This window comes from Halorubrum sp. AS12 (genome assembly GCF_051122765.1).
GTDB classification, from domain to species: domain Archaea; phylum Halobacteriota; class Halobacteria; order Halobacteriales; family Haloferacaceae; genus Halorubrum; species Halorubrum trapanicum.
In genome coordinates, this window is sequence record NZ_CP185385.1 from 2,156,418 (window position 1) to 2,178,299 (window position 21,882).

Consider the following 21,882-nt stretch of genomic DNA (forward strand, 5'->3'; position numbering starts at 1 on the left):
TCCTAACACTCCGACCAGCCGCACGACTCGCACGTCTTGCAACCCTCGGAGTAGTAGAGGTTCATGCTCCCGCAGTCGGGACACTCGGGCGACTCGCCCGCCGCGATAAGCTCCTGCGATCGCGTCGTCGGCGCCGGCGGCGTCGTCCTCGGCCGCCGGTTCAGGAGCGCCCGCACTCGGGGCGTCGGTCGCCGTGCCGGCGTCGACCGCACCGCCGTCGGTCTGGCTCGGGCGGCCCGCGCTCGCCGCGCTCTCCTCGACGTCGTCGAGGCTCTGCTGTTGGGGAATCCCCTTGTCGACGTCGTCGTCGAGGTAGCGCCGCAGCGCGGTGCCGATGGCGTCCGGGATCGACTGGATCTGCTCGCCTTTGTCCCACGCGACCTTCGGGCTCCGGGTGCCCTGCAGCTCGTCGACGATCTCCTCGGGGTCGACGCCGGAGCGCAGCGCCGTCGAGATGACCTTCGCGAGCGCCTCCGTGAAGGAGTTCGTGTAGCCGCCGGAGTGGCCGATGTTCGCGAACAGCTCGAACGGCAGCCCGTTCTCGTCCTCGTTGATGGTGACGTACAGCTTGCCGTAGCCCGTCTCGACCCGCTGGGTGACGCCGTTCAGGGAGTCGGGACGGGGGCTGCGCTCGCTGTAGTCGATCCGGGGCTGCTCGCTGGCTTCGAGCAGGTCCGATATCTCCGCGTCGATCGCGGCCTGGACGTCCTCGTTGTCGAGGAACGCCTCGATCCCGCCGAACACCTCGCCGATCTGCTCGACGATTGCCTCGGCCGCCTCGCTCTCGTCGGCGAACTCCGTGTTCTTCGCGCGGGTGGTGAGAACCTGCTTCGAGCGGGTCCCGTCGCGGTAGACGGTGACACCCTTCCCGCCGTGGTCGTAGATGTAGCGGTACACCTCTTCCATCTCCTCGGCGGTGGCGTCGTTCGGGAAGTTACACGTCTTCGAGATGGCGGAGTCGACCCCCTCCTGACAGGCGCACTGGACCGCCGCGTGCTGCTTGCCCGAGAGGTCGCCGGTGACGACGAACAGCTCGCCGATCGCGTCCGGAACCGTCTCCAGCCCATCCACGCCGTCGAACTCGTTCGTCGCCATCTGCTCTTGGGCTTCCTGCTTGACGGCGTCGACGTCGACGTCGTTCTCCTCGAGCGTGCGCAGGAAGTAGTCGTCGAACTCGACGAGCATCTCGTCGCCCTGAACGTCGTCGGAGACGTTCTTGTAGTAGGCGACGTTGTAGATCGGCTCGCAGCCGCCCGTCGTGTTGCCGATCATCGACGTCGTGCCCGTGGGGGCGATCGTCGTTGTGTTGTGGTTGCGGATCGGGAAGCCGTCCTCCCACTCGTCGGCGTCGAGACCGGTGTAGTGCTCGAACCAGTCGCGGTACTCGGTGGGATTCGCGTACTTCGAGTCCTCCCAGTCGTTGAACGTCCCGCGCTCCGTCGCGAGCTCGTGGGAAGTCTGTTTCGACGCGTGGTTGATGTGGGTCATCAGCTGGCGGGCGACCTCGTTGCCCGGCTCGGTGCCGTACTGGATCCCGAGCTGAACGTACAGCTGCGCGAGTCCCATGACCCCCAGCCCGATCTTCCGCATGTCGCGGACCTTCTCCTCGATCTTCTCGACCGGGAAGTCCGACATCGTGACCACGTTCTCCAGGAAGCGGGTGCCGTAATCGATCCGCTCGTCGAACTCCTCGAAGTCGATCGCCTCCTCGAGGAAGGCGTCGATCGCCGCGGCCTGCGAGTCGTACTCGTCGGCGTGTTCGTCCGACCAGACCCGCCAGTCCGGCGCGTCCCGGGCCGCGAGCGTCGAGAGGTTGATGTGTCCGAGGTTACAGGCCTCGTACTCTTCGAGCGGCTGCTCGCCGCAGGGGTTCGTCGCGAGGATCCGGTGGTCCGGGTTCTCCTCGACGTCGAAGGAGTGCTCCTTGTTGACGCGCTCGAGGTAGATGACGCCCGGCTCGCCGTTCTCGTGGGCGCCCTCGATCATGTCGTCCCAGAGTTCCTGTGCGGGGATCGACAGCTCCTCGCCGACCTCGACGTACTCGCCGAGACCGAACATGTCGTAGATCTCCTTCGTCTCCGGCGTCGCGACGTGCGGCTCCTCCGTGCGCGGGTTCGTGAAGGTGAACTCCTCGTCGTTGTACAGCGCCTCCATGAAGTCGTCGGTGACGCCGACGCTGATGTTGAAGTTCGAGAGGTGCCCCTCGACGGCGTTCCGGAGGTGTTCCGGAACCTTCCCGTCCTCGTCGATGAGGTCGCGGGCCTCCTCTAAGGCCTCCGCGAAGGAGTTGTGTGTAAAGTCGTCGGGGTCGTTCAGGCGCAGCGAGTGCGCCAGGGAGACGTCTTTGTTCTTCGAGTGGATGAACTGGATGACGTCCGGGTGCGAGACGCGCATGACGCCCATCTGGGCGCCGCGGCGCGCGCCGCCCTGCGCGATCGTCTCGCACATCTGGTCGAACGTCCGCATGAACGTGATCGGCCCGGAGGCGATGCCGCCGGTCGAGCCGACGGAGTCGCCGTAGGGGCGGAGCTTCCAGAACGCGTACCCCATGCCGCCGCCGGACTGGAACACCTCGGCCGCCTCCTTGGCGGTCTGGTGGATGTCCGTGATGTCGTCGCCGGGGGAGTCGACGAAGCAGGCGGAGAGCTGCTGGAGCTCGTCGCCCGCGTTCATCAGGGTCGGCGAGTTCGGCATGAAGGAGAGCTGTTCCATCCCGTCGCGGAACCGGTCCGCGGTCGCCTCAACGTGGTCGCGCACGCTCTCGGGAAGTTCGGGGACGACGGTGTCGTACGCGAACTTGTTGACGTTGTGCGCGGTGAGCGTCGTTTCGGCATCGTCCTCGGCGGTCGTTCCGGCACCGAACACCTCTTCGGCGAGTTCGTCGCGCCGCGGGTGGTCGGGCTTCAGCTGGTCGGGCGTGACCGTGACCTCGACGTCCTGCTTTTCGGCCTCGAAGACCGCCTCCGCGAGCGCGACGTTGCGCGCGACGCGGTCGAACAGCTCCTCGGGGTTCTCGATCGCCTCCCCGTCCGCGTTCTTCCGGAGGTACCGCGCGGGCAGGATGTTGTGGTAGGCGTTGGCGGTGAGGCGCTCCTCCATCGTGTCGCCCGTGGTGCGTTTGATCGGCAGTTCGAGGTTGTCGGCGGTGACGCCGCTCATTCGGCGGCCACCCCGCTCGGTTGGCGTGTGATATGGATCATCTGTAGTGTTGGTGTACTGGTGAGGCGGGCCCTTGTACGTTCGGATATCCGGACCCGGTCGGCTCTACATGTCTGGTTCTGTATGTAACGTCCGTGCGGCGCGTCTGACGCTAAATACGGTACGTCGGCAGAAAACGGGTTCCGGACACATAAGCGTAGGTAGACCGGAGTGAAACTGAATACTGGCCGAACAAAACGCAGGAAGGAAGCGGTTTCCCACCGGAACAGAAGGGGGGTCGATCAGCGTTGCTTCCGCCGATGACGACGCGTGTTGTCGGCGGTACGGCCGCCGCACGGCGGCGTTCCGTCCGGATTCGGCGCAGTTCTCGCCCCAGACCTATCAGAATCCATAACTGGAGCCGGCGTCGTCCCACAAGCTTATGCCCGGCGTCGCCGTGGCCCAGCACATGACCGCAACGTCGCTCGCGCTCGCGGGACTCGTCGCGCCGGCTCAGGCCGCACTGCTCGGCAGTCAGGTCGGCCAACTGCTCGTCGCGCTCGTCGCCGTCGCGATCGTTATCATCGTCGGGAAGTTCGTGTTGAAGCTCGCGTGGCGGCTCATCACGATCGGAATCGTCGTCGTCGCCGCGTTCTACCTGCTGTCGACGCTGGGCGTCGTATAAAAACTACCGCGGGCGAGAACTACTCGCCCGCCGGAACGCGCGCCCGACTCACTGGAACGCGGCGCCCGGCTCGGCCTCGCTGCGGTCGACCTCCGACCGCTTGAACTGCTTTTCTATCTCCTCGTAGCGCTCGCGCGTCTCGGAGGTGACGCTCGGGTTCACCTCGCTCAGCGCGTCCTCGAAGTGCTCGCGATCGTCACGCGGACGTTGCCCACGGACTCGCCGACCTCCTCGCGCGTGACGCTGCCGATGAACTCCCGGGAGGCGTTCATCGACGCCTCGCGGGCGACCGCCTCGATGTCTGCGCCCACGTAGCCGTCGGTCTTCCGGGCGAGGGCGTCGAGGTCGACGTCGTCCGCCAGCGGCTTGTTCCGCGTGTGGACCTCGAAGATCCGGCGGCGCGCCGTCTCGTCGGGGACGGGCACGTGGACGTGCCGGTCCAGACGTCCGGGGCGCAGCAGCGCCGAGTCGATGAGGTCCGGGCGGTTCGTCGTCGCGATGACGACCACGTCCTCGAGCGATTCGAGACCGTCGAGCTCCGTCAGCAGCTGGGAGACGACGCGCTCGCCGACGCCGGAGTCGCCGGAGTTCGCGCCGCGCTCGGTCGCGATCGAGTCGATCTCGTCGAAGAACACGATCGTCGGCGCGTTCTCGCGGGCCTTGCTGAACACCTCGCGGACGCCCTTCTCGGACTCGCCCACGTACTTGTTCAGCAGCTCCGGTCCCTTGATCGAGATGAAGTTCGACTCGCTCTCGTTGGCGACCGCCTTCGCGAGCAGGGTCTTCCCCGTGCCCGGCGGGCCGTACATCAGCACGCCCTTCGCGGCCTGCATGTCCAGCTCCTCGAACACCTCGGGGTACTCCAGGGGCCACTGGATCGTCTCGCGGAGCCGCTCTTTGGTGCCTTCGAGACCCCCGACGTCCTCCCAGGTGGTGTCGGGGACCTCCACGAACACCTCGCGCAGCGCGGAGGGTTCGATCCCCTTGATCGCCTCCTTGAAGTCCGCCTCGGTCACCTGGATGCTGTTCAACACGTCGGCGTCGATCTCGTCGCTTTCGAGGTCGATCTCCGGGCGGATGCGCCGCAGCGCGTGCATCGCCGACTCCTTCGCGAGCGACTCGAGGTCGGCCCCGACGAAGCCGTGGGTGTTCTCGGCGTACTCGTCGAGGTCGATCCCCTCGGTCAGCGGCATGTTCCGCGTGTGGACCTGAAGGATCTCCTTGCGGCCGTCGCGGTCGGGGACGCCGACCTCGATCTCGCGGTCGAAGCGGCCGCCCCGGCGGAGCGCCTGGTCGATGGCGTCGACGCGGTTCGTCGCCCCGATGACGACGACCTCGCCGCGCTCCTCCAGCCCGTCCATCAGCGAGAGCAGCTGGGCCACGACGCGGCGCTCCACGTCGCCGCCGGCCTCCTCGCGCTTGGGCGCGATGGAGTCCAGCTCGTCCATGAAGATGATCGAGGGTGACTCCTCCGACGCCTCCTCGAACACTTCACGGAGCTGCTCTTCGCTCTCGCCGTAGTACTTCGACATGATCTCCGGACCGGAGATCGTGTGGAAGTTGGCGTCGATCTCGTTGGCGACCGCCTTCGCGATCAGCGTCTTCCCCGTGCCCGGCGGGCCGTGGAGCAGGACGCCCTTCGGCGGGTCGATGCCGAGGCGCTTGAACAGCTCCGGGTGCCGCATCGGCAGCTCGATCATCTCGCGGACCTGCTCCAGCTCGTCGTCGAGACCGCCGATGTCCTCGTAGGTGACGTCCGGACCCTCGCCGGTCCCGCCCGCGGCCTCGCCGCGGTCGGCGATCTCCTCGGCGGAGATCTCGGAGATGCTGATATCCGTCTCGTCGGTGATGACGACGGTTCCGCCGGGGCTGGTCTCGGCGATCTTCATCGGGACCGCCTGCGACTGGCCGCCCATCAGCCCGAAGCCGAGCGACGTGCGGATCGTCTGTCCCTCGGTCACCGGCTGCCCGGAGAGCTTGTCGCGGATGAACGGGGCGATCTGTCCCCGCACCCGCAGCTGGCTCGGGAAGGCGATCGTGACCGCGTCCGCCCGCGAGACGTCGACGTCCTCGACGGTCACGCGGTCGTCGATCCCCACGTCGGCCTCCTGGCGGAGGCGGCCGTCGATGCGGATCACGCCGGTCCCGTCGTCCTCGGGGTAGCCGGGCCAGACGCGAGCGATCGCCGCCCCGTCGGCGCCTTCGACGCGGACGATGTCCCCGCCGGAAAGCCCCAGCTCGTCGGCCGCGACGCGGTCGATCGCCGCGAGGCGGCGGCCGGCGTCCTTCTGTTTCAGCGGCTTGACCGTGAGCTTCATTGCTCGCCCTCCACGGTGAGCACGCCGTTGTTCACGACCGCGTCGGCGGCCGTTCCGGGCAGCTCGAACTCCGATTCGACCGGCCCGTCCGGTCCCTCCACGACGACGATCGCGGTCCCGCCGACGGTGTCAACGCTGACGGTCTCGTCGTCGACGCCCAAGTCGGCGGCGACGATCCAACTGTCGTCGTACTCGTACCGACGCAGCAGCGCGCCGTCGCCGGTCGATCGGGTCTGTATGTGATTCATCCTAACTACGAGTTAGTCTCGAAGACATATAAATTCATCGCTCAAAATCGCACGACGTGAGTATTTTTTCTCGCATCGGTAGTGTAGCGGTTCGGGTCGAATTCCCCCGCCTTCGCTCTCTCAGTTCCGACCGCGAACCGGTTCCCTCCGGCGTTTATGTCCCCCGGCGTCGAACCGGTCCGACATGGAACGGGTCACCCACGACGGCCGCGAGACGGCGTACCGGCGCTCCGACCGCGGCGGCGACGGGCCGACGGTCTGTTTCGTTCACGGCAGCGGCGGCACGAAGGACGTCTGGAAGTCGCAGGCGCGGCTGGCGGACCGGTTCCCCGGCGTCGCGGTCGACCTCTCCGGCCACGGCGACAGCGACGACGCCGCGACGCCCGCGGGGCGCGAGACGCTCGACGCGTACGCCGACGACGTCGTCGCGGTCGCCGAGGCGACGGACGCAACCGTGATCTGCGGCAACTCGCTCGGCGGCGCGGTCGCGCTGTGGATCGCGCTGGAGCGCGACCTCGCGCTCGACGGTCTCATCCTCGCGGGCACGGGCGCGAAGCTCACCGTGGCCGACCCCCTCCGCGAGGCGCTCGCGAGCGACTTCGACCGGGCGGTCTCGCTGCTCCACGAGCCGAATCGGCTGTTCCGCGACGCGCCCGCCGAGTACGTCGAACTCTCGGAGGCGGCCATGCTCGCGTGCGGACGCGAGGTCACCGAACGCGACTTCCTGACCTGCCACCGGTTCGACGTTCGCGACCGGCTCGACGCGGTCGATGTCCCGGCGCTCGCGGTCGTGGGCGCGCACGACGAACTCACTCCCCCGAACTACCACGAGTACCTCGCCGAGGGGATCCCGGACGGGGAGTGGACCGAGCTCCCGGACGCAGCCCACCTCGCGATGCTCGAACGACCGGCCGCGTTCAACGAGGCGCTCTCGGCGTTCCTCGACCGACTGTAGGCCGCCGTCCGAGACGGCCCACCGACCGCGACGGCCCACCGACCGCGACGGCCCTCCAACTGCGGTCACCGCCGCGCCGCGGCGCCCGCGAGGGTATCCTTTTAGGTCGCTCGCGCGTCGCGGGGACACATGGTCGACAGCGACGAACGGGACCCGGACACGGGCCGGGCGGACGGCTCGGGGGAGGAGGCCGACCCGGCGCCCGCCGACTCCGCTCCCGACGAGCCGGATCTCGACGACCTGCTCGCGAAGCTCGACGCCCTGAGCGACACCGTCGACGAGGGTCACGAGCGCGAGAAGGTCCGACAGACCATCTCGCTCGTCGAACGCATGCCCGGGAGCGCGGCGTTCGCCGAGCGGATCACCAAGTACACCTCCCGGGACCTGGCCGAGTCGTTCGTGGGGGCGGTGCTGTTCGCGCTCCCCCTGCTCGTCGAGGGCGGCGTTTTCGAGATCGCGGCGTGGTTCGCAGCCACGACAGTCGCCGGCGTCCCGGTCCTCCTGATCGGCCACGTCGGCTTCATCTTCCTCGCGACCGCCGGACTGCTCTACTTCGCCGACTTCCGACAGATCACGATCAGACACCCGATCCTCGGGTTCATTCCCCGTCGGTACGCCGGCGTCCTCTTCGTGTCGCTGGTCACGTCGTCGCTCATGCTGCTGTTCTGGGGACGGCTCCACGAGGGGGACCCCACCGCGATCGAACGGGTCGGCCGGATCGCGGTCGTCTGGGCCGCGGCCGCGTTCGGCGCCGGACTCGGCGACATCCTCCCCGGCGAGTCGCAGGGCGAGGACCTCGGGAAGTTCGACCTCGACATCGGCGACGACGACTGAGCGGTCGGTTCACCGCCGACGGCGACCGGGCGGCCGATCCGTCCTTTCCACAGCTTTTTCGCCGCGGCGGCCGTATCAACGGTCATGTCAGCGCTACGCGACGCGCTCCGGGACCTCCCGGACGCGGTGTTTGCGGACTTACTCGAGTCCGACGAGGGGTACGTTCTCGTCGTCGACCTCCCGGGCGCGACCGCCGAGACCACCGAGGTGCTCGTCGAGGACGGGCGCATCGACATCGAGGGGCGCCGCGAGAAGGCCGTCCCCGATGGGTTCGAGTACGTCCGCGAGGACCGCCCGCTGTTCCTCGACGCGGAACTCCCCCTCCCGAGCGACGCCGACGGTGCGGGCGCCGACGCCGAGATCGACCGCGGCGTCCTCGAGATCGCCCTCCCGAAGCGAGAGCGGGACGTCTCCCGGAGTATCCCCGTCGACGACGCGGACGACGAGGGCGACGCCTGACGGGTGGTCACGCTGGTCAACCTTCGCGCCTACTGGCGGTTCATCGTCGTCCTGCGGCGGTTCTCGCCGCTCATCGTCGCCTACTGGCGTGACAGCCGGCGCTACTTCCTGTTCGGCGGGGGCCGCGAGGTCGACGCCGAGACCCAGCGCGAGCGCGCCGCGGTGCTGCTCGACATCCTGCTCACCCTCGGCCCGACGTTCATCAAGCTCGGGCAGATCCTCTCGACGCGGCCCGACATCCTGCCGCCCGCGTACATCGACGTGTTGGAGGGACTCCAGGACGACGTGCCGCCCGCGCCGTGGGAGGAGTCGAAGGTCGTCCTCGAAGAGGAGTTCGGCCCGGTCGACGAGACGTTCGACGACTTCGACCGCGACCCGATAAGCGGCGCGAGCCTCGGACAGGTGTACACCGCGGAGTACGAGGGAAATCCGGTCGCGGTGAAGGTGCGCCGTCCGGGGATCGAGTCGCTCGTCGAGGCCGACCTCCGGACGATCCGCTGGTCGATCCCGCTCGTCAAGCGGTTCACCGGCGCGGGTCGGGCGTTCTCCTTAGAGAACCTCGCGGACGAGTTCGCGAAGACGATCCGCGAGGAGATGGATTACGACCGCGAGCGGACGATGCTCGAAGAGATCCGCGGCAACTTCGCCGGCGAGGACCGGATCCGGATCCCGGAGACGTACGAGTCGGTCTCCGGGCCGCGCGTGCTCACGATGGAGTACGTCCCGGGGACGAAGATCAGCGACATCGACGCCCTCGACGAGGCTGGCCACGACCGGACGGCGGTCGCGGAGACGCTTCAGGAGGTGTACCTCCAGATGATCATCGAGGACGGCGTGTTCCACGCCGACCCCCACCCGGGGAACCTCGCGGTCGCGGACGACGGGACCGTGATCTTCTACGACTTCGGGATGGCGGGCCGGGTCGATCCGTTCGTTCAGGAGAAGATAGTCGAGTTCTACGTCGCAGTCGCCAGACAGGACATCGACGCCATCCTCGACACGCTGATCTCGATGGGGACGCTCTCGCCGGAGGCCGACCGCGAGGTGATGGGCAACGTGATGGAACTCGCCATCGCCGACGCCAGCGGCGAGGACATCGAGCAGTACCAGGTGAACCAGATCATCGAACAGGTGGAGTCGACCATCTACGAGTTCCCGCTGCGGCTCCCGCCGAACCTCGCCTTGGTCCTCCGGGTCGCCACCGTCGTCGAGGGGGTCTGCGTCACGCTCGACCCCGAGTTCGACTTCATCTCGACGGCGACCGACTACCTCCGCGAGGAGGGGTACTACGAGCAGACCGCCCGCGACCTCGCCGAGGACGCCGGCCGGCAGATGCAAAAGACCACCGAGGCGCTGTTCACGGTCCCGCCGAAGGCCGATGAGTTCCTCGACCGCGCCAACCGCGACGACCTGACCGTCAACGTCGTCTTGGAGGACGACACCAAGGTCTTAGAGAAGCTGGCGATGCGGATCGCCTACTCCGTGCTGCTCGCGGTCGGCGTCCTCTCGGCGACGATCCTCTACTCGTTCGCGGAGAACTGGCGGCTCGCGGCGATCGTCCTCGCGTTGGCCGCGCCGCTCGCGATCGCCTTATACCGGTCGTTCCGGAAGAAGCGCGGACTTCGCGCGGCGCCCCAGTTCACCAGACAGGGCATGAAAAACCGCCGCGACGACTGACTCCGTCCCCCGCGCCCGACCCCCGGTCGCCCGGCATCCCCGGTACGCCCTCCGCGCGCGGTGCCGGCCGTCGAGGTGTCACGCTCCGATGACCTGGATCGGGACCAGGAGGAAACAGAGCGCGCCGACGGCGAACGTCGCGACGCCGACCGCGAGCCGCGGCAGCCCCAGCCCTCCCTCGTCGGTCGGATCCGCCGGACCGTTGAACGCGATCACCGCCGCGAACACGCCCCAGAACGCCCACAGCCCGACCGACTCGTTCAGGCCGAGACCCCGCCAGAAGTGGAGGTAGGCGGCGATTCCGAACAGCGCGCCGGGGACGAGCGCCGCCACCGTTTCCTGTCGCGGCCCGAGCATCGCCCGGACCATGTGGCCGCCGTCGAGCTGGCCGACCGGAAGGAGGTTCAGGAGGGTGAAGAACATCCCCACCCAGCCGCCGATCACCACCGGATGGGCGGTGAGCCGCGGGTCGCCGTAGCTCGTCGGCTGGCCGAGAACCCCGGCGATGAGGTCCAAAAGCGGCGGGTTGTTGAAGCGGATCACCGAGCTGGACGAGCTCGCGAGCTCCGCCGGCACCTGAATCGGGTCGAGCGAGAGCCCGATCGCGGTCACGGCGACCGTCGCGACCAGCCCCGCGATCGGTCCGGCGGCGCCGATGTCGAAGAGGACCTTCCGCGAGGGCATCCGGCCGCGGATGCGGATCACCGCGCCGAGCGTCCCGAACGGGAAGATGAAGGGGATGACGTACGGCAGCGAGACGGGGACGCCGTGGTACCGACCGGCGGCGTAGTGCCCGAGTTCGTGGATCATCAGCACGCCGAGGACGGCGGCGGTGAACGGCCACGCCTGAAGCAGCGAGAGCGGGTTCGACTGCGATCTCCGCGAGCGGGACGTAGTACCAGCCGTACGCGCCGACGAACAGCGTCGACAGCACGGTCGCCGCGAACATGGCGACGTTCACCCAGGGGATCCCGTCGCGCCCGCGGTCGAACGGGGTCGCGACGACGACGTGGCCGCCGTCGACGATCTCGATGTCGACCTCGTAGCCCGCCTCCCGGAAGTGCGGGGTCAGCTTCCGCAACAGCGTCCGCTCCGGGACGTACGACTCGCCGCGGTACCGCACGCGACCGTCCTCGCGCCGGACCTCGTCGATCCGAAAGAACGTCCGGAGCGGCTCCGGACGCGGCGCGCCGTCGCCGGCCGTCGCCGCGTCCTCGTGTTCTGGCATCGCCACGTCGTAACCGGTCGGCGAGTATAAACCCCGCGTCGGCGGACGCGGGAGTCGAAAACCGGGTCGGTCGCGAGGCTATTCACGTGAACTCGGTCGCGCATTGCGGTCCGAAAAGCGCGGGCGGGGACCGAACCGCCGGCCGGGTGCGATGCCGTGAGCCGCGGGCGACGCTGCGGTGTTCTCGGCGGAGCGAGACGCTCAGGCGGGTTCGACGCGCCAGGTCGTCGCGCCCGTGTACGACCACTTCTCGACCGTTAGCTCCGTCGCGGAGTCGCGGAGCTTCACCATCAGGGCGCCGATCTCCTTCGGGGAGAGGTCGACGTCCTCCGAGATGAACTTCCCTTTGAAGTACATCTCGCCGTCCTGGGCGCGGTCGAGCAGGTACTCCTTCAGCCGCTCTTCCTTGCTGCGGTCGTCGTTCGCGCTCGCGTTCGTGGAGGGGTTCGCAGTCGCGCTCATGGTACACCTCACGCTTGCCGCCGGAGGGTCATATAAAGGCGACACCGTTGGGTGACGTTCAGGGGGTTTCAGGGCGTTTCATCCGAATCCGCGAGCTAAAACGTGTCTGACGGACTCTTTACAATGGTTCCAAAACGGCTTAAACATTTTATAATCCGTTTTGAGGGCGTTTTTGCTGTTGGCAACTCGGTGAACGAGTCACCCGTCGCCGCCGCGTTCGCCCGGGTTTTAGCGGCAAAATACTCCGCTAACCCCCGTCTCGGAGCGCCGGCGCGCTCCTCGAGCGGTCGTCCCGCGGGCCGTCCGCGGCCGCGGTCGAGGGGCCGGACCCTCTCGGAACGGCGGCCGAGATCCGCCCCACGCGCCGTTCAGTCGCGCCGGTGGACCCAGAACGTCTCCGACTCCGTCGCCTCCTTCTTGAAGATCGGCACCTCGTCTTTCAGCCGGTCGATCCCGTCCTCGACCGTTCGGAACGCCTCCCGGCGGTGGCCGGCGAGCACGACGACGAACACGATGTCCTCGCCCGCCTCGATCACGCCGGTGCGGTGGTCCGATCCGCACGTCCAAGACGCCGTCGCGCTCGGTGAGTTCCTCGGCGATGGCGGCCATCCGCTCTTCGGCGACCCCCTCGTACTTCTCGAACGCGAGGTGCGTCGTCCGGTCGTCGTCCGGATCGTCGCGGGCGCGCACGCGGCCGGTGAACGTGGCGATCGCGCCGGACCGCTCCGCGTCCGCCGACGCCTCGACGCGCCGTACGAGCGTCTCGCGGGTGATCCACGGCTCCGCGTCGTCGAGGTCGGCGGCGAGTCCGTCGAGGTCGACGTCGCCGGGAGCCGTCGCGGTCGCGAGGACGGTCCCCGGCACGCTCTCGGGGTCCGGATCCGGACCGAGGAGGACCGCGGGCACGCGAAGTCTCGATTTGCCGACCGCCAGCAGGTAGTCGTGGTCGGGGGCGAGTCCGTCCAGCAGGTCGTCGAACCCGTCGACGCTCCCCGTCCGCTCCAGTTCCCGGCCGCGTCGAACGCGACCGCGGTGTCGGCGGCGGGGCGCCGTGCGGCGTCGGCGCCCCCGACGTCGACGCTCCCCCCGTCGGCGGCCGGATCGCTCGGTTCCGGTTCGTCCGGCTCCGGCCCGCCCCGGTGTCCGCCGCCCGAATCGCCGTCGCGCTCCACGACGGCGACCCGGCCGTCGAGCCGCGCCGCGAGCCGCCGAGCCAGCGCCGGGGCACCGTCACCGACGATCGATATCGGTCGCATACCGGAGAGCGGGACGCGACCGGCTTAGGCGTTTCCCGGCCGCCTCGTCGGTAGGGGTCACGTCACGGCGGCGGTCCTGCCGCGTCCGGGCTTGACAATCCTTAAGACCGCGACAGGGGTACTCGTCGGCAATGAGAGTCGTCGTTTCTGTCGGCGGGAGCGTGCTCGCGCCGGATCTCGACCCCGAGCGCGTGGCCGCGTACGCCGAGGCGATCGAACGGCTGGTCACCGACGGCTGCGAGGTCGGGGTCGTCGTCGGCGGCGGCGGCGTCGCCCGCGAGTACATCGAGACGGCCCGCGAGATCGGGGCCAACGAGGTGGAACTCGACCGGCTCGGCATCGGGACCACCCGGCTCAACGCCCGGCTGCTGATCGCCGCCCTCGGCGACCGCGCCAACCTCGCGCCCGCGACCGACTACGAGGATGCCGGCGCGGCGCTCCGCCGAAACGAGGTGGCGGTGATGGGCGGCGTCACTCCGGGGCAGACGACGGACGCGGTCGCCGCCGCGTTCGCCGAGTCGGTCGACGCCGACCTGCTCGTGTACGCCACGAGCGCCGACGGCGTGTACGACGCCGACCCCAACGCCGACCCCGACGCGACCCAGTTCGCGTCGCTGTCCCCGGCCGAACTCGTCGATATCGTCCTCCCGATGAGCCGGAACGCGGGCGCCTCCGCGCCCGTCGACCTGCTCGCCGCGAAGCTGATCGACCGGGCCGGGATCCGGTCGGTCGTGCTCGACGGGACCGATCCGACCGCCGTCGTCGACGCCGTGTTGCGCGGCGACCACACCGGGACCGACGTGGTTCCGGTCGGCGGCGACGAACCGAGCTACTGGACGGAGGAGCGATGAACGCAGACGGCGCGCCCGACGAGGCGACCGGGTCCGCGAGCGACGACGCGTCCACCGCTCCCGACGCCGACTCCCCGCACATCCTCTCCGAGGGGTCCGCGCTCGACGACGAGGAGGGCGTCGCCGCCGAGGCGGACGAGACGTTCCACGCCTTCTGGGCCGACGTCGTCGCCGACGAGGTCGAATCCCGAGACCCCGACGAGCCGATCGTGATCAAGGGCGGCGTCTCGCCGTCAGGCGTCGCGCACCTCGGCAACTTCAACGAGATCATGCGCGGCTACTTCGTCGCCGAGGTACTGCGCGACCGCGGCCACGAGGTCCGGCAGGTGTTCACCTCCGACGACAAGGACCCCCTGCGGAAGGTGCCGCGCAAGCTGGCGAACGCGGACGGCGAGATTGTCGGGCTGGGCGAGGTCGACGCGGGCGCGCTCGGCCGCAACCTCGGGAAGCCGTACACGTCTATCCCGGACCCGTTCGGGGAGAGCGAGTCGTACGCGGCCCACTTCGCGGGCCTGCTGAAGGCCGACGCCGACCGTCTGAACGTCCCCGTCGAGATGCTCTCGAACACCGAGCTGTACGCCGACGGCGCGTTCGACGATGCGCTCCGGACCGTCCTCTCCGACGTCGACCGCGTCCGCGAGGTGCTCTCGCCGTACCAGGACAAGGTCGACGACGAGTACGTCCCCTTCAACCCGGTCTGTTCGGAGTGCGGCAAGGTGACGGAGACGGTGACGGCGATCGACCTCGAAAACGAGACCGTCGACTACGTCTGCACCGACATGGACGCCGGCGGCACCACCATCGAGGGGTGCGGCCACGAGGGCACCGCGACGTTCCGCGAGGGGAAGCTCCCGTGGCGGCTGGAGTGGCCCGCCCAGTGGGGCGTCCTCGGCGTCGACTTCGAGCCGTTCGGGAAGGACCACGCGGAGGGGTCGTGGCCCTCCGGCGTCGATGTTGCGCGGAACGTCTTCGGCGAGGAACCGCCCGTGCCGATGGTGTACGAGTGGTTCACGCTCAACGGCGAGGCGTTCTCCTCCTCCGAGGGCAACGTCGTCACGGTCCAGGAGCTGCTGGAGCTGATCGAACCGGAGGTGTTGCGCTACTTCTTCGCGCTCCACCCGAAGAAGGCCCGCGACCTGAACGTCGAGCGGCTCGACCAGCTGGTCGACCGCTTCGACCGGTTCGAGCGCGCCTACTTCGGCGAGGTCGACGACGAGGACCTCACCGCCTTCGCCGAGCGCGCCTACCCGTTCGTCGTCGGCCGGCCCGACGACCCGCCCGCGGAGAGGCCGCTCCGGCTCCCGTACACGTTCGCGGCGGTCCTCGGGATGGTGGACGACCCCGACTTCCGCGAGCGCCTCGCCCGCGACGAGGGGCACATCCCGGACGACGCCGACGCCGACGCGGTCGACGCCGCGCTCGCCCGCGTGGAGCAGGCCCGGAACTGGGCGGAGCGGACCGAAAACGAGTACGACTACCGGCTCCAGACCGACCTCCCGGCGGTCGAGTTCGACGAGGATGTCGCGGCCGCGCTCGACGACCTCGCCGACTTCGTCGCGGCCGGCCACGACGGCGAGGAGATTCAGGGGGCGATGTACGAGACGGCCCGCGACCACGACGTCGAGGTGAGCGACTTCTTCGCTGCCGGCTACCGCCTGTTCTTCGACGACACGCAGGGACCGCGGCTCGGGGAGTTCCTCGGCGAACTGGAGCGCGACTACGTCGTCAGCCGACTCCGGCGGGAGGCGTAGATGGCCGACGACCGTTCGCTCGACGACTTCGCCGCGCCGGACGATACCGCCGACGACGAGGTCGTCGAGGCCCGTTCGGACGATACCGCCGACGGGACCGCGGATGCCGGCTCGGGCGAGGGGGAGGCCGACGGCGCGACCGACGTCGAACCCGCGGTCGCCACCTCGACGTGGCACGCCGACGGCGCGGCGTGCGACCGGTGCGGCGACGGCGTCGAGCGCCGCTGGCGCGACGGCGACGCCCTCGTCTGTGCCGACTGCGCGTCGTGGTAGCGAGGCTTACCGGGCGGTCAAAGCTTAAGCCGTCGGCCGTTGAGGTGTTTCGTGCGAAGAAAATCCATTGAGTGTTAAATTAAATATAAATGAAAGGTTTCTCGGAAGTACTTGACGGCTGGTCGGCGACCGCTCTCACGGCGGCGTACCTCTGCGTCGGGGCACTGTTCGCGGCCGCGGTCGACCTCACGGTTGCGTCCGCGGGCGGCTCCGCGGTTGGGTGGACGCCGACCCGCCTCGTCGGCGACTGGCTGTTGGTCGCCGGGTCCGGCGGGATCCTCTACGGCGCGGTCACGCACCACCGCCGACGAGCGGAGACCGCCCGCCGAGACCTCGAAACCTCCAACCAGCAGCTACAGGTGTTGAGTCGGGTGTTCCGGCACAACGTGCGCAACGACCTCAACGTGATTCAGGGGTACACCGACCTCTTGGCCGACCGGGTGGACGACGACCGGAGCCAAGAGTGTCTGGAGACGATCCGGCGGACGACCGACGATGTCGTCGCGATCAGCGAGAAGCTTCGGGTGATCGAGGACGCGTCGCCCGAACCGCCGGACGGTCGCGTTGACCTCGTCGACGCGGTCCACGAGGCGGTCGGCGTCGTCGACGCCGACGGCGCCGCGGTCACCGTCGAGACCCCCTCGGAGGCGTGGATCCGCGCGGACGACTCCGTCGAGTTCCCCATCCGTGAGGTGTTCGAGAACGCGGTCACCCACAACGACGGCGCGGCGCGACGCGTGGAGGCGACGATCCGCGAGAACGGGACGACCACCTGCCTGGAGGTCACCGACAACGGACCGGGGATCCCCCGGACGAGCGCGCGGTGTTACAGGCCGAAGAGGAGACGCCGCTCTCGCACGCAAGCAGCATCGGGCTGTGGCTCGTCAAGTGGATGTGCGAGACGCAGGGCGGAACCGTCCGGTTCGACGCGAACGGTGACGGCACGACGGTTCGACTCCGGTTCGAGTCGGCGACCGCGCCCGCTACTCCAGCTCAGTGATCGTCACGGCGTACACGGCGCCGCAGTTCCCGCATTCGACGTGGACCCCGCGGCTCGTCTCGCCGCGGGTGAACTCGGAGATCTCCTCCGAACACGAGCACTCGAACTGGACTTTCATTGCCCTTCCTCTGTTCTTCTCGTATTTAAAAGAAACCGATACGGAATCAACGGCAAAACCGAGCGTCGCGCCGCCGCGGCGGGGGTCCCGGGTCGGGACCGCGTCGGCGTCAGTCGTCGTCGACGATAACTTCGACGGGCCCGTCGTCGTCTTCGACCGGATCCTCCTCGGAACCGGCGGAGCCGCCGGACTGCTTCTGCTGGTAGTACAGGCCGCCGGCGACCGCGAGGACAACCCACGACCGCCAGTTGGCGAGGTTCAGCGTGTAGCCGATGCCGAACGGCTTCTCGACGAGCATCCCCTTGCCGGGCTGCCAGTACGACGAGAGCAGCCGTCCGAGGCTCGGACGCTCGAAGTTGTACGGGATGCCGAGAATCTCTCCCGACGACTGTTTGTCTGCCATACGCGTCCCTCTGTCGGCCGGCACCATAAATCGTGGCGCAACCGCCCTGTGGTCGCGCCGTGCGGCGCGCCACCCGACCTCCGTTCGCCCGCCGCCGTCACCGATACCGACCGCGGTCCGCCACGTCCCGAAGCCGGTCGAGAACCTCGTTGTCGCCGACCGACTCGTACCCCGACTCGAACGCCGCTATCAGCGGCTCCGGATTGGTCGCGGTCGCCCGGACCGACCCCTCGAACACGTGGAGGTCCATCGCGTGGTCTTCGACGTGTCCCGTGTGGTAGCCGAGTCCGAAGTCGATGAGGTACGCTTCCGGGGTCGCGTTCGGCTCCCCGTTCGAATCCCGCCCTCGGGTGCCGTCGGGCGACACCCGCACGTTCCGCGTGGTCGGGTCGCCGTGGACGATCCCCGCGTCGTGAAGCCGCGCGAGGTGGCGGCCGACCGCTTCTGTCCGGCGCTCGTCGAGGGCCGCCGCGAGGTCGCGCTCGCCGACGTGCTGGAGCGTCAGCGTCGCGTTCGCGAGGTCGACGTCGTACACGAGGGGGGTCGAGACGCCCGCGCGCCGCGCCTCGCTCGTCAGCCGGGCCTCCGCGACGGTCCGGTCGCGCCTGAGCGTCCGGTCGAGTTCGGGGTGGCGGTACGCCTTCTCCACGCGCCGCTTGATCACGCGGCGGTCGCCGCCGGTCCCCTCGACCGTCACGGTCGCCTCCGCGCCGCGGCGGTCCGCCTCAGGGTCGCGCTCCGTCCCTCCGCCCCCCACTGCCTGCGCGCCCCCGCGCCACCGACTCGCCCGACCGCCACGTCACCGGCACCTGGTCCGGCCGGAAGTTCGGGTCGACCGCGGACTCCGAAATCTCGACGGTGTCGCCGGCGGCCGCCATCTTCGCGCCCAACACAGCGATCATCCCGGCGTTGTCCCGGAGGAAGCGCGGCTCCGGCGCGTGGAAATCGGCGCCGCGGGCCTCGCACATCGTCGCTAACATCTCGCGCAGGCGGTCGTTCTGCGCGACGCCGCCGCCCAACACCAGCTCGTCGGCGCCGGTCAGCGACAAGGCACGCTCGGACACCTCCGCGAGCATCGCGAACACGTGCTCCTGAAGCGAAAAGCAGATCTCCTCGACGGGGACGCCGTCGTCCGCAGCGTCGTTGGCGGCCGAGCTGATCCCGGAAAACGAGAAATCCATCCCCTTGACGACGTAGGGGAGATCCAGGAGGTCGGTGTCGGCGACCGAACCGGACTCTCGGCTCCCGTCCCCACTGCCGTTCCCGTTCCCGGCCGCCGCGAACTCCGCGGCCGCCGACTCCACCTTCGGCCCGCCGGGGTGACTCCACCCGACGTGGCGCGTGAACTTGTCGATGGCGTTGCCCACGCCCGCGTCCATCGTCTCGCCGAGGACGCGGTAGCGTCCGTCGTGGTAGCCGAGCAGGTGCGCGTTCGCGCCCGAGGCGTTCAGACACACCGGGTTGTCGAAGCCGGAGCGGTGGCGACCGATCTCGAGGTGCGCCACCATGTGGTTGACGCCGACGAGCGGCACCGAGAGCGTCCCGGCGAGCGCCCGCGCGGCGGTCCCGACGATCCGGAGACAGGGACCCAGTCCCGGCCCGCGAGAGAAGGCGACCGCGTCGATCGCGTCCGGGCCGTGTTCCGCCTCGGCCGCGGTCAGCACTCGGCCGACGACCTCGGGGATCGCCTCCGACATGTGTTCGGCGGCCTCGCGCGGGTGAATGCCGCCGCTGTCCGGCTCGTAAGGATCGGATTCGATGAGAACTGAGTCGGTCTCGGCGTCGTACAGCGCGGCGCTCGCGCACCACGCGGTACCCTCGATGCCGAGAACGCGCATCCGGCGGGTGTTAGGCTTCCTCGGCGTCCGCCTCTTCGTCGCCGATCTTGTTGCGTTCGAGCATGTGGTCCTGCTCGACGTCCAGCGCGTCGGCGGCCGAGTCGTACACCTTCGCGTAGCCGACCGTCTTGCGCATGCCGAACTTCGTGTCCAGCTCGTGGACGACGACCTCCTCGGAGTCCTTGTCGAGCTTGGCCGCGAGCGAGTCGCGGACCGACAGCCGCGAGGGGGTGGCCTCCTCGTGAGTCGTTTCGAAACGGATGTCCGTGCGGTGCAGCATCGGGTTCTCCTCCTCGGAGATGATATCGACGTCCATGGTTCAGTTGGGCGTATATCCCCTCGAAAGCTGTAAAAGGATTTCGAAGCGGGGGTGTCGCCGCCGAACTCCCGTCGACCGTCGGCTTCGGCGTCCTCGGAGCAGCCGTCGTCGACCGCGGTAACGGTCGCGACCGCGGTGACCTCTACTCAGCTCCGGCCGAGTCGTCTCCGTCGATCTCGTCGGGGCCTAACCCGAGAGCCTCGTACGCGGTCGCCGTGTCGCCCGCCAACCCCTCGAACAGCTCCCGCGCGCGCTGCCGGGTCTCGGGTGTGATCGCGACGCGGACCATCCCCTCGCCCGGCTGGCCGTAGACGACCGTCGACCCGAGCGGCGCCGCGAGCATCGCCGGCAGCGCCGCCAGATCCTCCTCGCCGGCCACCTCGATCGTCACCGGCTCGTCCGTCGCGAGCGCCTCGGCGAGCGCGTCGAGTAGCGCCCGCGACAGCCCCGCAGCCGGGTTCTTGACCGCGATCCGTCGCTCCTCGGTCGCCGCGAGCGCGGTCTCGATCTCCTCGCGGACCGCCTCGCGCTCCGTCTTCCCGTCGACCAGCGCGGCGTCCGGCGCGCGGCCGGCCTCCCGGAGGTGATAGGTGACCACGTCGCCGACGGCGATCAGCCGTGGGGACCGCTCCTCCGGCGAAGCGTGTCGCTCGCGGGTCTCGTCGACGGCCTCCAGAAGCGCGGAGATGTCCGTCGTCACCGGTCCCAGCGGCTCCTTGAACGCGTCACGCAGCGATTCGGGCAGCGTGAGAAGCGGGTCGGATGCGTCGGTCATCTTCCTCCTCCGGTGTCGACGCGGACGGTTACCGGACCTTGAGCGCGTACGCGCCCGCCTCGGAGACGTTCATCTCCTCGGCGATCTGGCTGTCCGCGGGCTTGGTGATGATGACGTAGCCCGCCCAGTCCTCCGTCAGCGACGACGACCCGCAGAGCGCGCAGGTCTGGGCGTCCGGGTCGTTGACGTGGTGACACTCCCGACACGCCAGGCGGTCCTCGGCCATCAGTCGGCCTCCTCACCGGTCTGTTCGCGGTGTTTCCGCTGGCCTTCGAGCCACTCGTGTTTGCCGAGACCGGGCTGTTTCGCCGTGAGTCCGATCTTCGAGTCGCGGGGGTTGCGCTCGTCGATGCTCTTGGTGACGACGCGGACTCGCACGGCGTCGTCGACCCCGAGCGTCTTGTCCGAGTCCGACGAGGCGAGCTGCTGGTTCGCGCTGTCGAACGTGAGGTACTCGTCGGTGATCTGCGAGACGTGGAGCAGCCCGTCCACCGGACCGATCCCGACGAACGCGCCGAACTCCACCGTCTCGACGACGGTGCCGTCGGCGACCTCCTGCATGTCGGGGTCGTAGGTGAGCGCGTCGAACTCTGCCTCGTAGTAGACGCCGGGTCGGTTGTGTAACACCGCTCCCTCGCCGATGTCGTGAACCTCGATGACGCTCACGACGCTGCCGACGTCCTCGTCCATCCGTCCTTCCAGTTTGTCTTGGAGCAGAGCTTTCACCCGCTCGTCGGTGACGTCCGCCAGGTGCTTCGGCGGGACCTCGACCGTGTCCTTGAGTCGAACTCGTTTGTACATGTTGTTGGTTGTCCGCGGCCGCTATGGTTCCGTTATCGCCAGTGTGTTCCGACCCCTTAAACCGATTACTGGTGCGCCCGCGTCCAGCACCCGGTTCGCGAGGGGTCCGTCGACCGTGACGACGGCGTCGACCCGGCCGGCCGCGGCCAGGGCGACGAGCGCGTCGTCGGCGTACGATTCGTCCGTTGCCACCGCCTCCGCCCGCTCCGCGAGGTCCGCGCCGACGCTCGCGGCGGTCGCCTCCGCGCCGTTTCCGCCTTGGAGGCCGTCGAGTTCCGCGATCACCGCCGCCGGCACCACGGTTTCGTAGCCGCCGAGGAGCCGATCCAGCTCCTCGAACAGCCGGAGGTCGGCTTCGACCGGCGCCATCAGGGCGCTCGCGTCGAGCGCGACGACCGGGACTCCGTCCGGACCGTCCCCCGCGAGGTCTCCGCCGCGGGCGTCGCCCGCGGGGGTCGACTCCGGACCGTCCGCGCGGGCGTCGTCAGCCACG

16 protein-coding genes and 6 pseudogenes are annotated in these 21,882 nt (G+C 69.0%); 9 read left to right on the forward strand and 13 right to left on the reverse strand.

Annotated features, from left to right (window positions below):
• Window positions 1-2 precede the first annotated feature (2 nt).
• Window positions 3-3,159 (reverse strand): annotated as a pseudogene (locus ACODNG_RS10955) (adenosylcobalamin-dependent ribonucleoside-diphosphate reductase).
• 421 nt (window positions 3,160-3,580) lie between these two features.
• Here ACODNG_RS10955 and ACODNG_RS10960 point away from each other — a divergent pair.
• Window positions 3,581-3,823, forward strand: coding sequence for a hypothetical protein (locus ACODNG_RS10960; protein WP_209545594.1), 243 nt, complete (start codon window positions 3,581-3,583; stop codon window positions 3,821-3,823).
• A 48-nt stretch (window positions 3,824-3,871) separates the two neighbouring features.
• Here ACODNG_RS10960 and ACODNG_RS10965 read toward each other — a convergent pair.
• Window positions 3,872-6,141: pseudogene (locus ACODNG_RS10965) on the reverse strand (CDC48 family AAA ATPase).
• On the reverse strand, window positions 6,138-6,389 hold the full coding sequence (locus ACODNG_RS10970; RefSeq protein ID WP_434521342.1) for an Hsp20/alpha crystallin family protein: 252 nt from the start codon (window positions 6,387-6,389) through the stop codon (window positions 6,138-6,140). The pseudogene ACODNG_RS10965 and the gene ACODNG_RS10970 overlap by 4 nt, the downstream one beginning before the upstream one ends.
• Before the next feature lie 184 nt (window positions 6,390-6,573).
• Here ACODNG_RS10970 and ACODNG_RS10975 point away from each other — a divergent pair, with 184 nt between their 5' ends.
• The 4 genes from ACODNG_RS10975 to ACODNG_RS10990 all read left to right on the forward strand — a co-directional run bounded on the left by ACODNG_RS10975 (window position 6,574) and on the right by ACODNG_RS10990 (window position 10,314).
• A complete protein-coding gene (locus ACODNG_RS10975) occupies window positions 6,574-7,344 on the forward strand; it encodes an alpha/beta fold hydrolase (protein ID WP_434521343.1) in 771 nt (256 codons plus the stop codon).
• 129 nt (window positions 7,345-7,473) lie between these two features.
• Complete coding sequence (locus ACODNG_RS10980) at window positions 7,474-8,178, forward strand: DUF2391 family protein (protein WP_434521344.1); 705 nt, start codon at window positions 7,474-7,476, stop codon at window positions 8,176-8,178.
• A gap of 84 nt (window positions 8,179-8,262) precedes the next feature.
• The gene (locus tag ACODNG_RS10985) at window positions 8,263-8,637 is read left to right on the forward strand and encodes an Hsp20/alpha crystallin family protein (RefSeq protein ID WP_434521345.1); all 375 of its coding nucleotides are present in this window, start codon (window positions 8,263-8,265) and stop codon (window positions 8,635-8,637) included.
• A gap of 3 nt (window positions 8,638-8,640) precedes the next feature.
• Window positions 8,641-10,314, forward strand: coding sequence for an ABC1 kinase family protein (locus ACODNG_RS10990; RefSeq protein WP_434521346.1), 1,674 nt, complete (start codon window positions 8,641-8,643; stop codon window positions 10,312-10,314).
• A 78-nt stretch (window positions 10,315-10,392) separates the two neighbouring features.
• On the opposite strand, the pseudogene ACODNG_RS10995 reads toward ACODNG_RS10990, so the two are convergent.
• From ACODNG_RS10995 to ACODNG_RS11005, 3 genes and pseudogenes are all read right to left on the reverse strand, one after another.
• Window positions 10,393-11,542: pseudogene (locus ACODNG_RS10995) on the reverse strand (site-2 protease family protein).
• A 201-nt stretch (window positions 11,543-11,743) separates the two neighbouring features.
• On the reverse strand, window positions 11,744-12,004 hold the full coding sequence (locus ACODNG_RS11000; RefSeq protein ID WP_121563028.1) for a DUF7123 family protein: 261 nt from the start codon (window positions 12,002-12,004) through the stop codon (window positions 11,744-11,746).
• A gap of 368 nt (window positions 12,005-12,372) precedes the next feature.
• Window positions 12,373-13,260, reverse strand: a pseudogene (locus ACODNG_RS11005) (molybdopterin synthase).
• Window positions 13,261-13,391: 131 nt separating this feature from the next.
• On the opposite strand from ACODNG_RS11005, the gene pyrH reads away from it, so the two are divergent.
• From pyrH to ACODNG_RS11025, 4 genes and pseudogenes are all read left to right on the forward strand, one after another.
• Window positions 13,392-14,111 (forward strand): UMP kinase, encoded by a 720-nt coding sequence (gene pyrH / locus ACODNG_RS11010; protein WP_434521347.1) that lies wholly within the window; start codon window positions 13,392-13,394, stop codon window positions 14,109-14,111.
• Complete coding sequence (gene lysS / locus ACODNG_RS11015) at window positions 14,108-15,862, forward strand: lysine--tRNA ligase (protein WP_434521348.1); 1,755 nt, start codon at window positions 14,108-14,110, stop codon at window positions 15,860-15,862. Before pyrH ends, lysS begins: the two co-directional genes overlap by 4 nt.
• Window positions 15,863-16,135, forward strand: a complete 273-nt coding sequence (locus tag ACODNG_RS11020) for a DUF7573 domain-containing protein (RefSeq protein WP_434521349.1) — start codon at window positions 15,863-15,865, stop codon at window positions 16,133-16,135.
• Between the two features lie 89 nt (window positions 16,136-16,224).
• Window positions 16,225-17,001, forward strand: a pseudogene (locus tag ACODNG_RS11025) (sensor histidine kinase); the annotation flags it as partial.
• 361 nt (window positions 17,002-17,362) lie between these two features.
• Here ACODNG_RS11025 and ACODNG_RS11030 read toward each other — a convergent pair.
• The 7 genes and pseudogenes from ACODNG_RS11030 to ACODNG_RS11060 form a co-directional block, all read right to left on the reverse strand.
• The gene (locus tag ACODNG_RS11030) at window positions 17,363-17,656 is read right to left on the reverse strand and encodes a DUF5808 domain-containing protein (RefSeq protein ID WP_434521350.1); all 294 of its coding nucleotides are present in this window, start codon (window positions 17,654-17,656) and stop codon (window positions 17,363-17,365) included.
• Window positions 17,657-17,753: 97 nt separating this feature from the next.
• Window positions 17,754-19,494 (reverse strand): annotated as a pseudogene (locus ACODNG_RS11035) (bifunctional N(6)-L-threonylcarbamoyladenine synthase/serine/threonine protein kinase).
• Window positions 19,495-19,504: 10 nt separating this feature from the next.
• The gene (locus ACODNG_RS11040) at window positions 19,505-19,810 is read right to left on the reverse strand and encodes a 30S ribosomal protein S24e (RefSeq protein ID WP_209545616.1); all 306 of its coding nucleotides are present in this window, start codon (window positions 19,808-19,810) and stop codon (window positions 19,505-19,507) included.
• A 145-nt stretch (window positions 19,811-19,955) separates the two neighbouring features.
• A complete protein-coding gene (locus tag ACODNG_RS11045; protein ID WP_434521351.1) occupies window positions 19,956-20,588 on the reverse strand; it encodes a GTP-dependent dephospho-CoA kinase family protein in 633 nt (210 codons plus the stop codon).
• Window positions 20,589-20,616: 28 nt separating this feature from the next.
• A complete protein-coding gene (spt4, locus tag ACODNG_RS11050; protein WP_092919942.1) occupies window positions 20,617-20,814 on the reverse strand; it encodes a transcription elongation factor subunit Spt4 in 198 nt (65 codons plus the stop codon).
• A complete protein-coding gene (locus ACODNG_RS11055; RefSeq protein WP_434521352.1) occupies window positions 20,814-21,389 on the reverse strand; it encodes a DNA-directed RNA polymerase in 576 nt (191 codons plus the stop codon). Before ACODNG_RS11055 ends, spt4 begins: the two co-directional genes overlap by 1 nt.
• A gap of 21 nt (window positions 21,390-21,410) precedes the next feature.
• Window positions 21,411-21,881: a PIN domain-containing protein gene (locus ACODNG_RS11060; RefSeq protein WP_434521353.1), complete on the reverse strand. Its 471-nt coding sequence runs from the start codon at window positions 21,879-21,881 to the stop codon at window positions 21,411-21,413.
• Window position 21,882: the final 1 nt, after the last annotated feature.

What these genes read in the sequence shown, in the direction of transcription:
- ACODNG_RS10960 (WP_209545594.1), top strand. Translation starts at nt 3,581, where the DNA reads ATGCCCGGCGTCGCCGTGGCCCAGCACATGACCGCAACGTCGCTCGCG.
- ACODNG_RS10970 (WP_434521342.1), bottom strand. Translation starts at nt 6,389, where the DNA reads ATGAATCACATACAGACCCGATCGACCGGCGACGGCGCGCTGCTGCGT.
- ACODNG_RS10975 (WP_434521343.1), top strand. Translation starts at nt 6,574, where the DNA reads ATGGAACGGGTCACCCACGACGGCCGCGAGACGGCGTACCGGCGCTCC.
- ACODNG_RS10980 (WP_434521344.1), top strand. Translation starts at nt 7,474, where the DNA reads ATGGTCGACAGCGACGAACGGGACCCGGACACGGGCCGGGCGGACGGC.
- ACODNG_RS10985 (WP_434521345.1), top strand. Translation starts at nt 8,263, where the DNA reads ATGTCAGCGCTACGCGACGCGCTCCGGGACCTCCCGGACGCGGTGTTT.
- ACODNG_RS11000 (WP_121563028.1), bottom strand. Translation starts at nt 12,004, where the DNA reads ATGAGCGCGACTGCGAACCCCTCCACGAACGCGAGCGCGAACGACGAC.
- pyrH (WP_434521347.1), top strand. Translation starts at nt 13,392, where the DNA reads ATGAGAGTCGTCGTTTCTGTCGGCGGGAGCGTGCTCGCGCCGGATCTC.
- lysS (WP_434521348.1), top strand. Translation starts at nt 14,108, where the DNA reads ATGAACGCAGACGGCGCGCCCGACGAGGCGACCGGGTCCGCGAGCGAC.
- ACODNG_RS11020 (WP_434521349.1), top strand. Translation starts at nt 15,863, where the DNA reads ATGGCCGACGACCGTTCGCTCGACGACTTCGCCGCGCCGGACGATACC.
- ACODNG_RS11030 (WP_434521350.1), bottom strand. Translation starts at nt 17,656, where the DNA reads ATGGCAGACAAACAGTCGTCGGGAGAGATTCTCGGCATCCCGTACAAC.
- ACODNG_RS11040 (WP_209545616.1), bottom strand. Translation starts at nt 19,810, where the DNA reads ATGGACGTCGATATCATCTCCGAGGAGGAGAACCCGATGCTGCACCGC.
- ACODNG_RS11045 (WP_434521351.1), bottom strand. Translation starts at nt 20,588, where the DNA reads ATGACCGACGCATCCGACCCGCTTCTCACGCTGCCCGAATCGCTGCGT.
- spt4 (WP_092919942.1), bottom strand. Translation starts at nt 20,814, where the DNA reads ATGGCCGAGGACCGCCTGGCGTGTCGGGAGTGTCACCACGTCAACGAC.
- ACODNG_RS11055 (WP_434521352.1), bottom strand. Translation starts at nt 21,389, where the DNA reads ATGTACAAACGAGTTCGACTCAAGGACACGGTCGAGGTCCCGCCGAAG.